The sequence below is a fragment of the Pantoea sp. NGS-ED-1003 genome, assembly GCF_000738765.1.
Taxonomy (GTDB): Bacteria; Pseudomonadota; Gammaproteobacteria; order Enterobacterales; family Enterobacteriaceae; genus Pantoea; species Pantoea septica.
Genome location: NZ_JPQA01000004.1, coordinates 477,021 through 488,092, shown reverse-complemented (window position 1 = coordinate 488,092; position 11,072 = coordinate 477,021). Strand labels below are relative to the sequence as shown.

At 54.7% G+C, this 11,072-nt stretch carries 14 protein-coding genes and 1 pseudogene; all 15 read left to right on the top strand.

Features of this window, described 5'->3' with window-relative positions; all coding sequences use genetic code 11:
- A pseudogene (locus JS46_RS10880) lies at positions 1–357 on the top strand (IS1-like element IS1B family transposase); the annotation flags it as partial.
- Positions 358–682: 325 nt separating this feature from the next.
- Positions 683–997 (top strand): hypothetical protein, encoded by a 315-nt coding sequence (locus tag JS46_RS10875; RefSeq protein ID WP_033750686.1) that lies wholly within the window; start codon positions 683–685, stop codon positions 995–997.
- Entirely contained in the window at positions 984–1,508 is a 525-nt protein-coding gene (locus JS46_RS10870) for a lysozyme (RefSeq protein ID WP_033750683.1), read from the top strand. Before JS46_RS10875 ends, JS46_RS10870 begins: the two co-directional genes overlap by 14 nt.
- On the top strand, positions 1,508–1,966 hold the full coding sequence (locus tag JS46_RS24825; protein ID WP_033750680.1) for a lysis protein: 459 nt from the start codon (positions 1,508–1,510) through the stop codon (positions 1,964–1,966). Before JS46_RS10870 ends, JS46_RS24825 begins: the two co-directional genes overlap by 1 nt.
- 174 nt (positions 1,967–2,140) lie before the next feature.
- Positions 2,141–2,713, top strand: coding sequence for a BRO family protein (locus JS46_RS23080; protein ID WP_051905612.1), 573 nt, complete (start codon positions 2,141–2,143; stop codon positions 2,711–2,713).
- Positions 2,710–3,003, top strand: a complete 294-nt coding sequence (locus JS46_RS10855; RefSeq protein WP_072010424.1) for a hypothetical protein — start codon at positions 2,710–2,712, stop codon at positions 3,001–3,003. Before JS46_RS23080 ends, JS46_RS10855 begins: the two co-directional genes overlap by 4 nt.
- 169 nt (positions 3,004–3,172) lie before the next feature.
- Positions 3,173–3,685 carry a DUF1441 family protein gene (locus JS46_RS10850; protein WP_033750678.1) on the top strand — a complete coding sequence of 171 codons (513 nt, stop codon included), beginning with the start codon at positions 3,173–3,175 and terminating at the stop codon, positions 3,683–3,685.
- On the top strand, positions 3,682–5,781 hold the full coding sequence (locus tag JS46_RS10845) for a phage terminase large subunit family protein (protein WP_033750675.1): 2,100 nt from the start codon (positions 3,682–3,684) through the stop codon (positions 5,779–5,781). Before JS46_RS10850 ends, JS46_RS10845 begins: the two co-directional genes overlap by 4 nt.
- Positions 5,778–5,990: a hypothetical protein gene (locus tag JS46_RS10840; protein ID WP_033750674.1), complete on the top strand. Its 213-nt coding sequence runs from the start codon at positions 5,778–5,780 to the stop codon at positions 5,988–5,990. The genes JS46_RS10845 and JS46_RS10840 overlap by 4 nt, the downstream gene beginning before the upstream one ends.
- The gene (locus tag JS46_RS10835; RefSeq protein WP_051905611.1) at positions 5,990–7,495 is read left to right on the top strand and encodes a phage portal protein; all 1,506 of its coding nucleotides are present in this window, start codon (positions 5,990–5,992) and stop codon (positions 7,493–7,495) included. Before JS46_RS10840 ends, JS46_RS10835 begins: the two co-directional genes overlap by 1 nt.
- Positions 7,496–7,508: 13 nt before the next feature.
- Complete coding sequence (locus tag JS46_RS10830) at positions 7,509–9,431, top strand: ClpP-like prohead protease/major capsid protein fusion protein (protein WP_081876060.1); 1,923 nt, start codon at positions 7,509–7,511, stop codon at positions 9,429–9,431.
- 85 nt (positions 9,432–9,516) lie between these two features.
- A complete protein-coding gene (locus JS46_RS10825; protein WP_033750672.1) occupies positions 9,517–9,840 on the top strand; it encodes a DUF2190 family protein in 324 nt (107 codons plus the stop codon).
- A complete protein-coding gene (locus tag JS46_RS10820; RefSeq protein ID WP_051905610.1) occupies positions 9,833–10,144 on the top strand; it encodes a hypothetical protein in 312 nt (103 codons plus the stop codon). Before JS46_RS10825 ends, JS46_RS10820 begins: the two co-directional genes overlap by 8 nt.
- Positions 10,110–10,676: a phage tail protein gene (locus tag JS46_RS10815; RefSeq protein WP_200879035.1), complete on the top strand. Its 567-nt coding sequence runs from the start codon at positions 10,110–10,112 to the stop codon at positions 10,674–10,676. The genes JS46_RS10820 and JS46_RS10815 overlap by 35 nt, the downstream gene beginning before the upstream one ends.
- On the top strand, positions 10,673–11,071 hold the full coding sequence (locus JS46_RS10810) for a phage minor tail U family protein (protein ID WP_033750666.1): 399 nt from the start codon (positions 10,673–10,675) through the stop codon (positions 11,069–11,071). The genes JS46_RS10815 and JS46_RS10810 overlap by 4 nt, the downstream gene beginning before the upstream one ends.
- The last annotated feature ends 1 nt before the right edge of the window (position 11,072 follow it).

Below are 11,072 nucleotides of genomic sequence, written 5' to 3'. Positions count from 1 at the left end.
GTCGGGGCTAAATCGCGCCAGCGCTGGCTGTTTTACGCGTATGACAGGCTCCGGAAGACGGTTGTTGCGCACGTATTCGGTGAACGCACTATGGCGACGCTGGGGCGTCTTATGAGCCTGCTGTCACCCTTTGACGTGGTGATATGGATGACGGATGGCTGGCCGCTGTATGAATCCCGCCTGAAGGGAAAGCTGCACGTAATCAGCAAGCGATATACGCAGCGAATTGAGCGGCATAACCTGAATCTGAGGCAGCACCTGGCACGGCTGGGACGGAAGTCGCTGTCGTTCTCAAAATCGGTGGAGCTGCATGACAAAGTCATCGGGCATTATCTGAACATAAAACACTATCAATAAGTTGGAGTCATTACCCAACCCATTTACCTACTGTTAATGACATGATTTTCTACTCATCTGTAATTAAGGAGCTGCCTGCGCGGCAGTGAGATGAGTGAGGAAGGCTATTTCTGCGCTGAATGCGGTCCTTGCATATCTCTGCGAGGACTGTAGAGCCTGTTGTTAACGACGAATCTCAATAAATTGTACCTACAAAGCTCGCTTCAGCGGGCTTTTTTATACCCAAAGTCGCCGCTGGTTCCCACCGCGCACCCTGCGCACGCCGACGCGCGGCTTTTTTCTTCTAACCCATCGTTGCCCATACCAGAACCAGAAAGGGCAGAGCATGCATCGTATGGATTCTACATCTCATCAAATGCCGTACTGGTGGTCAGCGTGCCTGGCGTTCTTCTCAACGCTGACGCTTTACGACTGCGTTTTTTGCATCGGCGCAGCGATCTCGGCGTTCTTTACGATCAAAACCTATTATGCCTCGCGACGCGAAAGACGGCAGCAGCTGGAGGAGGAGCGCAAGCGAACAGAGATGCTCAGAGCCTATCTGGACAGTGTCATTGCTAAACCGGAAAGCGAGCGTCCGACGGCTGCTGAAGTCGTGGCTAAAGCAACAGAAGGCGAGATGAAGACAGATGCCGATACTTAACAGAAAAGCCGGCGCAGCGGGCGCGGTATGTGCTGTTGGCGTCATTATTGCAATCATGCTTTCTGGCGGACAGGTGCGCACAAATCAGCGCGGACTGGAACTCATTGGTAATGCAGAGGGTTGCCGGCGTGAGCCGTACACATGTCCGGCAGGTATTATCACCGACGGTATAGGCAATACACTCGGTGCTAAGCCAGGCACACGCAAGACTGACGAACAGATAGCTGCAGACTGGCAACAAAATATTCTGGACGCCGAGACATGCGTCAATCGCTACGCGGCTGGTGTTCGACTGCCGGATAATACCTTTTCCGCTGCGGTCTCGATTGCATTTAATGTCGGCTGTCCAAAAATACAGAAATCAGCGATGTTTCGCTATTTCCGCCATGGGCGGCTGGTGGAAGGATGTAATGAATTTCCCCGGTGGGTTTTCGGTGGGGGCAAAGAGCTGTCTGGGTTGGCGACACGTCGCGAGGAAGAAAGACAGCTTTGCCTGAAGGATGTTAAGTGATGCGGTATTTGCTGTTGTGCCTCTGTCTGGTTGCGATGGGGACCGGGCTGCTCGCCACCCATTATCACGACAAAGCCACAGAATGGCGCACGGCAGTACATCAGGCGCAACAGCTGGCGAATCAGCAGGAAGCCACTATCAGCGAAATGCAGAGGCGACAGCGTGAGGTTGCCGCGCTCGATGCGAAATACACAAAGGAGTTGGCCGATGCTCAGGCGACTATTGATCAGCTTCACCATGACGTTATTGCTGGTCGCAAGCGGCTGTACCTCAAAACCCGCCGTTCAGCCATGCCAGAGGGTAAAGCCCCCGGCGCCAGCGGCGTGGATGATGCAGCCCGCACCCGATCTGCTAAGTCCGCTGAACGGGATTATTTCACTCTCAGACGTCGAATCGAGCTCGCCAGAAAGCAAATAGCCGGCCTGCAGCTGTACATCAGAGAGCAGTGTCTGAAATAACGGGCCTCGCATTAGCGGGGCTTTTTTTCGCCATCAATAAATCCATGCGCCTCGTACGCGCAGCTATTAACCCAGAGCCTACAGAAAAGTGAGCCTGAGAGAACCCGTATAGGTGCGGACCTCTCTGGGGCGGTTTCTCTGTGCGACAGGCTCACTTTTCTGTAGGTATCCGAAATGAATGAACTGACATTCAACAATCACAGTGTCGTGCCATTTGATAACGGTGACGGGAAAATCTGGTTCACAGCTGATCACCTCGCTGAATTGCTGGGATACAACGATGCGAAACAGGTAAACAAAATCTATCAGCGTCATGAAGACGAGTTTACAGACAGCATGACAACGCGGACCAAAGTGACGAAGAATGGAATAAACAACAGCTTACGTGATATGTCGGTGAGGCTGTTTTCTCCACGAGGTGCTCATCTCATTGGCATGATTTCCCGAACGAAAGTCGCTAAAGATTTGCGTATCTGGCTGCTGAACCTGGCAGAAAAAGAGTCAGGTATCGAACTCGGACAGCTCCCGGTCACCGAACTGGCCAGCCTTACGGGCCAAAAACTTCACGATGCCATTGCAGGCTTTGACCAGAAATCCTTTGCCTTACGGGGCCAGCGCGGCAGCGGACTCATGGCCCAGCGTAAGCGCGATATCAAACGTGTGAAAGAAGCGACGCATCTGGCACTCACTCTCACACAGATGGTCATTCCGGATCTGGGCGAGTTTTCTCTGGAGAAAACATCATGAATCTGACGCCGGCTCAGTTTCTGGAGAAACACGTCATCTCAGAACTCATCCGTCAGGGCTTCGCCACTGACGTTGCGAATATCGGCGCGCGTGAGGCGCTGAAGTTTTACCGTCGCACAGGCTCGGGCGGTGGAAAGAATAAGGTGTTCGACGAATGTCTGAGCGTGGCGAAGACCTGGGCGGTTAAAAGCCAGACCAGTATAAAAATTGCCCCGGCACGCTCTGAACCTGCGGGTCCTCCCGGAGGGGTACCCTGTCCACGAGGCGGCGGCCCCGCAGAAAACGGCTAGTTTTGCGATTTTCATAGGGACACCACCACGTGTCGTAACTAATTGAATATATAGCGTAAAACGGCTTTTGAGGTGTCCATTTCGCCAAAAACAGGGACAGGTGGATAGCGGTTAATTACATGATATTAAAAAGGAAATCCGTAAATGAGCTGGTGTGTTGAGGTGAGGAATGTCAGACATCAGCAGAATCGGGGATGCCTATAACTGGAGTGTTGCGAAAATTGCTGAAGCTTTCGGCATAGATCGTAAGACGGTCAGAAAGAAAATCATGAACGCTCAGGTTGCATCTGCCGGAAACATTCGTGGAAATCCGGTCTATGCCCTTAAGGACATCGGTCCTGTTCTCTTTGCCCCTGACGAAGCAGCGACACCGGAAACACTTCATGATCCCTCCCGTATGGATCCCAAATCCCGTAAGGACTGGTTTCAGTCTGAGAATGAGCGCGTAAAGCTTGAAGCTGCGCTCAGCCAGCTCGTTCCTGCTAATGAAGTACATCGCGAGATGGCCATGATGGCGAAATCTGTTTTACAGGTACTGGATACATGGCCTGACAGGCTGGAGCGCGATCGTGGGTGGTCTCCCCATCAGATTTCAGAAGCACAAAGCATTGTTGATGAAATTCGAGAAGCGCTGGCTGCAGAGATCCGTAGTGCAGATATCGTCGAAGAGAATGAGTCATGACATACGCCTCAGCTGCTGAGATACGTCGAGACGTATCCGAACTCTTTAAGGCTCCACATCGAATGCCAGTAGCTGATGCGGTAAAACGCTACATGCGCGTGCCTTTGGGTGGCGGCAGTTCACTCCCCTGGGATGCGACGCTGACACCCTATATTGTTGAACCCATGAACTGCCTGACGTCGCGCAATTATGACGCGGTGGTTTTTGTCGACCCCGCGCGAACGGGTAAAACGCTGGGTCTGATTGATGGCTGGATAACCTATTCTGTGGTCTGCGATCCGGCAGATTTTCTGCTGATACAGATGACGGAAGAAAAGGCGCGCGAACATTCAAAGAAACGCCTTGAACGCACTTTTCGCTGCAGTCCTGAGCTTCACAGCCGTCTCAGCCCACGCGCCAGCGATAATAATGTGCATGACCGGACTTTTCGCGCCGGCAACTACCTCAAAATTGGCTGGCCATCCGCCAATATCATGTCTTCATCCGATTATCGATATGTTGCACTCACTGACTATGACCGCTGGCCCGATGATATAGACGGGGAGGGGGATGGTTTTTCCCTGGCGTCCAAACGCACCACCACCTTTATGTCAGCCGGCATGACGCTGGTGGAGAGCTCCCCGGGCCGGGATATTTGCGATACAAAATGGAAGGCTTCGACGTCACATGAAGCACCGCCAGCAACAGGGATCCTCTCGTTATATAACCGGGGCGATCGGCGCCGGTGGTACTGGCCGTGCCCGCATTGTGGAGAATATTTTCAGCCGGAAATAGCCAGTATGACAGGCTATCGCGGCTATACCGATCCGGTACTGGCCAGTGAGGCTGCACGTCTGCAGTGCCCGGGCTGCTCTGAACTGATTGAACCCGATATGAAGCGTGTCCTGAATAGCCGTGGCGTCTGGCTGCGTGACGGGCAGAGCATTAATTGTGAGGGGCAACTCAGCGGGAAGGCACGCCAGTCCCGGATTGCCTCTTTCTGGATGGAGGGGCCGGCGGCGGCATATCAGACATGGACCCAGCTGATTTATAAATATCTCACTGCCGAACAGGAGTATCAGGCAACAGGCAGTGAAGAGACCCTTAAAGCCGTCTTCAATACGGATTTCGGCAGGCCTTATTTTCCCCAGATCGCCCTAGAACAACGCAAGGGAGAACATCTGGAAAGCCGGGCAGAGGATATTCCCGAGCGAACGGTTGCAGACGGGGTGAGGTTTCTTGTTGCAACCGTGGATGTGCAGGGCGGCCGGCATCGTCGTTTCGTGGTGCAGATAACCGGATACGGTGCGATGGGAGAACGCTGGGTCGTTGACCGGTACAACATCCGTCATTCGTTACGCAGCGATGCCCTTGGCGAAAGCCGCCCTATCGATCCCGGCAGTTACCCTGAGGACTGGGATCTGCTTCTCTCGGACGTGCTGTACAAAACCTGGGCGCTGGCCAGCGATCCGTCAAAACGAATGTCACTTATGGCGATGGCTGTGGATTCCGGAGGCGAGGACGGTGTGACCGACAACGCCTATCGCTTCTGGCGAAAATGCCGTCGGGAGGGGGAAGGAAAGCGTGTTTATCTTTTCAAGGGCGACAGCCATAAGCGTGAAAAGCTGATCACCCGGACATGGCCTGACAATACCGGACGCTCAGCGCGCAGGGCAAAGGCCGCAGGGGATGTTCCACTTTATCTGCTCCAGACCGATGCGCTCAAGGACCGGGTAAATAACGCCCTGTGGCGTGAAGCCCCGGGACCCAATTACATTCATTTCCCGGCCTGGATCGGGAGCTGGTTTTATGACGAGCTCACCTATGAAGAGCGCTCACCAGAAGGGCGGTGGCGTAAACCGGGGCGGGGAGCCAATGAAGGATTTGACCTGCTCGTCTATGCCGATGCGCTGGTCATTCTGCATGGCTACGAAAAAATCAAATGGCCTGATGCACCTTTATGGGCTCGCCGGGAAACCTGGCTTGAAAGCAGTGATACAGATAACACTCTGACAAGTACGTCTCCGCCACTGAAAGCCCGCACCCGCAAATCTTCATCAGGCACGACTCCCGACATGACAAACAATCCCTGGATTACAAACGGAGGCTGGATATGAACCAGAGCGAGGTGGAAGCCATGATCCGCTATTACACCGAGGCAGAGGTTGCCGTACTGAGCGGCAAAACCATCATGCTGAACGGGCAGTCCATGACGATGGAGAACCTGACAGACATTCGAAAGGGACGGCAGGAATGGGAGCGCCGCCTGGCCGGATACCTTAAAAAGCGCTGTGGTCAGACGGGATATCGTTTAGCGAGGTTCTGATGTCATTCCTGGATAATGCAATCGGTGTTTTTTCGCCGTCGTGGAAGGCTGCCAGGCTGCGTGCCCGCATGCAGATCCGCGCCTACGAAGCCGCGCTCCCCACCCGCACACATAAAGCCAGACGCGAAACACGCTCAGCCAACCAGCTCAGCCAGGCCGGGGCGGTTTCCCTTCGCCAGCAGGCCAGAGCGCTCGATGCGAATCATGACCTGGTGATCGGCATACTGGACAAGCTGGAAGAGCGCGTTATCGGCGCAAAAGGCATCATCGTTGACCCGCATCCGCTGCTGAAAGACGGCCGTGTGGCTACAGAGCTGGTGAAAACCATACGCAAAAAATGGGGTGAATGGTCACTGCGGCCAGATGTCACCGGCGAGTTTTCCCGGCCAGTACTGGAGCGCCTGATGCTGCGCACCTGGCTCAGAGACGGCGAGGTTTTTGCTCAGCTGGTGAGCGGCCATGGCGCCGGGCTCAGGGCAGATGGCGGTGTACCTTTCTGGCTTGAAGCACTTGAGCCAGATTTCGTGACCATGAACTCCGATCCTGCAGCCGGGCTCATTCAGGGCGTCTGGCTGAACGAGTGGGGTAAACCGCTTAAGTATCAGGTCTATAAAAATCTCCCCGTCAGCGGTTTGCTCTCTGATACCAAAGAGGTGTCTTCTGACGCCATGCTGCATCTTAAATTTGCACGGCGTCTGCACCAGGTGAGGGGCATTACCATCCTGTCCGGTGTGATGATCCGCCTGAGCGCCCTGAAAGATTATGAAGAAAGTGAAATGGTGGCCGCGCGCATCGCCGCTGCTCTGGGGATGTACATCAAAAAAGGTGACGGGCAGGACTATTCAGAAAGCCTGAGTGGCAGCAGTGAGCGTGAACTGACTATTCAGCCTGGCATGTTGTATGACGATCTCCGGCAGGGTGAAGAGATTGGCATGATCAAGTCAGACCGGCCCAACACCAACCTTGAATCATTCCGGAACGGGCAGCTACGTGCCGTGGCTGCCGGTACACGTCTGAGCTTTTCGAGCACAGCCCGCAATTACAACGGCACATACAGCGCGCAGCGGCAGGAGCTGGTGGAGTCTACGGACGGATATCTCATTCTGCAGGACTGTTTTATTGCTGCTGTCACCCGGCCGGTTTATCGCGCATGGCTGAAGCAGGCGCTTGCGGCGGGCGTGATTAAGCCACCCGCCGACATCGAACTTTCCACACTGTATGACGCCATTTACTCGGGACCCGGTATGCCCTGGATCGACCCTGTGAAAGAGGCGACAGCCTGGAAAATTCAGATACGGGGTGGGGCAGCAACCGAATCCGACTGGGCACGGGCATGCGGGCGCAACCCTGATGAGGTTAAACGTCGCCGCAAAGCGGAAGTCGATGAAAACCAGAAAGAGGGGCTGGTGTTTGACACTGACCCGGCAAACGACAAAGGAGTCAGCAGTGACCGAGAAAGTAAAGCAGATAAGCCAGCGTCAGGCGACACAGGTGAAGAAGTCTGAATCCTGGTTCTGGATGGCTACACGGGGCGAAACTGAGGCAGAAATTTATATCTATGACGAAATCGGTTTTCAGGGGGTGTCGGCAAAACAGTTTATCAGCGACCTCCTGGCACTCGGCGAGATTAAACACATCAACCTTCATATCAATTCGCCGGGTGGCAGCATTTTTGAAGGGATCGCCATTTTTAACGCACTCAAATATCACCCTGCTGCCATTACGGTTCATGTCGACGGCGTGGCTGCGTCGATGGCCTCCGTCATCGCCATGGTCGGTAATCCGGTCATCATGCCGGCCAACAGCTTCATGATGATCCATAAACCCTGGGCGGTCGCGGGCGGTGATGCCGATGACATGCGTGATTTCGCTGAGCTACTGGATAAAACAGAAGCTGTGCTCATCCCGGCTTATGCCGCCAAAACAGGACTGGCCCATGAGGTTATCGCCGGGATGCTGAAAGAAGAGACTTGGATGGACGGAACCCAGTGCGTCTCACTGGGCTTCGCTGACCAGCTTGTGCCAGCCGTTCAGGCAATGGCCCGCATTGATTCAAAACGTATCGGGGAGTACGAAAAAATGCCAGAGAACCTTCGCAATATGATTACACCGCCGCAGAACAGCCTGACGCCTGATCCTGCTCCACCTCAGGCAGGTGTGAACGAAGCGGGTTTACGTGAACAGTTCATTGAAGAACAGCGTGTCCGCGCACGGGCGCTCACTGACCTGTTTGGGATGTTCGGCGATAAATACAATGCCCTGCAGGCAGCCTGTATCGCGGATCCGATGTGCACAATTGAACTGGCACGCGAGAAGCTGCTGACGCAAATGGGCAAAGACAGCACGCCTTCTAACAAATCAGCCACACCTCACATCTATGCCGGAAATGGTAATTTTACCGGTGACGGTATCCGGCAGGCCATCATGGCGCGGGCCGGTTATGAGCCACTCCAGCCGGATAATCCTTACAATGCCATGACGCTTCGCGAGCATGCGCGCCTGTCACTGACCGAACGGGGCTTTGGTGTGGCCAGTTATAACCCGGTACAGATCGTCGGGCTGGCGTTTACGCACAGCACTTCCGATTTTGGCAATATCATGCTGGATGTGTCCTACAAATCCATTCTTCAGGGCTGGGAACAGGCCCCTGAGACGTTCGGTGAGTGGACCAAAAAGGGACAGCTGTCCGATTTCAAAATTGCGCACCGTGTGGGGCTGGGTGGTTTTCCTTCGCTACGTCAGGTCCGCGAGGGGGCGGAATACAAATACGTTACGACGTCAGACAAGCAGGCAACGATTGCCTTGGCCACCTACGGTGAGCTGTTCAGCATCACCCGCCAGGCCATTATCAATGATGACCTGAGCATGCTGACCGATGTTCCCATGAAACTTGGCCGTGCGGCTAAAGCCACGGTGGCAGATCTGGTCTATGCCATCCTCGTGAAAAATCCGCAACTAAGCACGGATAACATTGCGTTGTTTGCAGACAGTCATGCAAATCTTCTGACCAAAGCCGCAATGGATGTGGCGTCCCTGGATAAAGCCCGGCAGATGATGCGCCGTCAGAAAGAAGGTGAACGCCATCTCAATATCCGTCCGGCTTTCGTGCTGGTGCCGACTGCCATGGAGTCCACTGCCAGTCAGGTCATTCGCTCAACGTCTGTTAAAGGCGCCGACATCAACGCCGGTATCATTAATCCCGTGCAGAACTTCGCAACAGTGATTGCCGAACCACGTCTGGACGACGCCAGCCAGAGCACGTTCTACCTCGCGGCGGCAAAAGGTTCGGACACGATTGAGGTGGCTTACCTTAACGGTGTGGATACGCCGTTTATCGACCAGATGGAGGGGTTTACTTCTGATGGTGTCACCACGAAAGTACGCATCGACGCTGGTGTTGCGCCTGTTGACTATCGCGGCCTGGTGAAGTGCACCGCCTGATGCGCCCTGAATAAATCTGAACGCCCGGAAGGGCTTTTTTTATGCCTGAAATCCGGCCAGTAGAGGCCGGGGGGAGGAAAATATCATGGCTAAAAATTATGTGCAGGATGGCAAGACGCTGACGTTCATTGCGGACGAAGACTATAAAAGCGGCGATATGGTGCATGTGGGGGATCGTATCGTTATTGCCGTAACCGATACGCCGAAAGGTTGCGCCGGAACTGGCCTGGCGGAAGGCGTCTTCACCTTGCCGAAAAAAACAGATGTTTCTGTGCAGATCGGCAAGCCTGTTTATGAGCAGGGCCATCAGGTGGTAGCCAGCAAGACCGAGGGGGCCGTGCCCTTAGGTATCGCCTGGGAAAATGCCGACAGTAAGGCGGCCGTAGTGGCCGTTAAGCTTTTTGGCTAGCCCGTTTTTCCGCCTGACTGACAGGATGGACGATGTCACTGCACGCCGGTTCGGTCAGGCCGTGGTAATTAATGGACGAACGATATGCGCAGCTGAACATGCCTTTACGGCTGACATGGGTCCCCTGTCTGGAGAGGGAGTGTCGTTAATTGTCTTCGACAGGGCTTATCAGCCCGAACGACATGATCGGGTTGAATGGCAGGAGAAACACTGGCGGGTGACCCGCTGGCAGTTTTACAACGGCAAGCCGCAAATCTGGCTTGAGGAGGATAAAAGTGCGGGGACTGAACCAGGCACTGAATAACCTGCATGAGCTCGATCGTCAGCTGGTGCCCCGCGCGCTGGCGCAGGCGGTGAACCGTGTGGCCCGTCGCGTCATTACGCGCTGCACACGCGAGGTTGCAAAGGAGACGCGTGTTCCTCAGAAGCTGGTCAGGCAGCGTGTCCGGCTACGCCCGGCCACACCGGGCCATGCTGATCCGACCGCGCGACTGGTCGTTAACCGCGGGGATTTGCCAGCTATCAGTCTGGGTACGGCCCGTCTGCAGCTGTCCCGGCGAAAAACAGTGGCCGACCGGCACGGCAGTGTGCTGAAAATCGGGCGGTTTACTTTCCGGAATGCATTTATACAGCAACTGGCTAACGGTCGCTGGCATGTCCTGCAGCGGACCGGCCGCAGTCGCTATCCGGTTCAGGTTGTAAAAATCCCGCTGTCCGGACCGCTGACGGAGAGTTATCAGAAACAAAGCCAGCAGCTGCTGGAAACGGATATGCAGGCCGAACTGGCCGCCGCGCTCAGACAGCAACTGAGGCTGTACCTGAGGAGGAGAGTATGAAAAAACATGCTGAAATCAGGCGCACCCTCACGGATGCGCTTAAGTCCCACATCAGCGGGGCGGCCTTTCATGATGGCCGCCCCGTTTTTATTGATGAAAAAGAACTGCCCGCCGTAGCCGTTTATCTGTCAGACGCCCGCTACAGCGGTAACTATCTGGATGCGGAAGCCTGGCAGGCCACGCTGCATATCGAGGTATTCCTCCGGGCAACCCAACCGGATACGGCACTGGATGAGTGGGTTGAACGCCATATTCTTCCGGCGCTCGTTAATGTGCCGGCACTTTCATCCGTGATCGATACGCTCACGCCGCAGAGTTATGACTGGCAGCGGGACAGTGAAATGGCGAACTGGGGTTCAGCCGATCTGACTTATCTCATTACCTATCAGATGTAAG

Excerpts from the sequence above, each read along its gene's own strand:
- JS46_RS10875 (WP_033750686.1), top strand. The coding sequence starts at position 683 with ATGCATCGTATGGATTCTACATCTCATCAAATGCCGTACTGGTGGTCA.
- JS46_RS10870 (WP_033750683.1), top strand. The coding sequence starts at position 984 with ATGCCGATACTTAACAGAAAAGCCGGCGCAGCGGGCGCGGTATGTGCT.
- JS46_RS24825 (WP_033750680.1), top strand. The coding sequence starts at position 1,508 with ATGCGGTATTTGCTGTTGTGCCTCTGTCTGGTTGCGATGGGGACCGGG.
- JS46_RS23080 (WP_051905612.1), top strand. The coding sequence starts at position 2,141 with ATGAATGAACTGACATTCAACAATCACAGTGTCGTGCCATTTGATAAC.
- JS46_RS10855 (WP_072010424.1), top strand. The coding sequence starts at position 2,710 with ATGAATCTGACGCCGGCTCAGTTTCTGGAGAAACACGTCATCTCAGAA.
- JS46_RS10850 (WP_033750678.1), top strand. The coding sequence starts at position 3,173 with ATGTCAGACATCAGCAGAATCGGGGATGCCTATAACTGGAGTGTTGCG.
- JS46_RS10845 (WP_033750675.1), top strand. The coding sequence starts at position 3,682 with ATGACATACGCCTCAGCTGCTGAGATACGTCGAGACGTATCCGAACTC.
- JS46_RS10840 (WP_033750674.1), top strand. The coding sequence starts at position 5,778 with ATGAACCAGAGCGAGGTGGAAGCCATGATCCGCTATTACACCGAGGCA.
- JS46_RS10835 (WP_051905611.1), top strand. The coding sequence starts at position 5,990 with ATGTCATTCCTGGATAATGCAATCGGTGTTTTTTCGCCGTCGTGGAAG.
- JS46_RS10830 (WP_081876060.1), top strand. The coding sequence starts at position 7,509 with ATGGCTACACGGGGCGAAACTGAGGCAGAAATTTATATCTATGACGAA.
- JS46_RS10825 (WP_033750672.1), top strand. The coding sequence starts at position 9,517 with ATGGCTAAAAATTATGTGCAGGATGGCAAGACGCTGACGTTCATTGCG.
- JS46_RS10810 (WP_033750666.1), top strand. The coding sequence starts at position 10,673 with ATGAAAAAACATGCTGAAATCAGGCGCACCCTCACGGATGCGCTTAAG.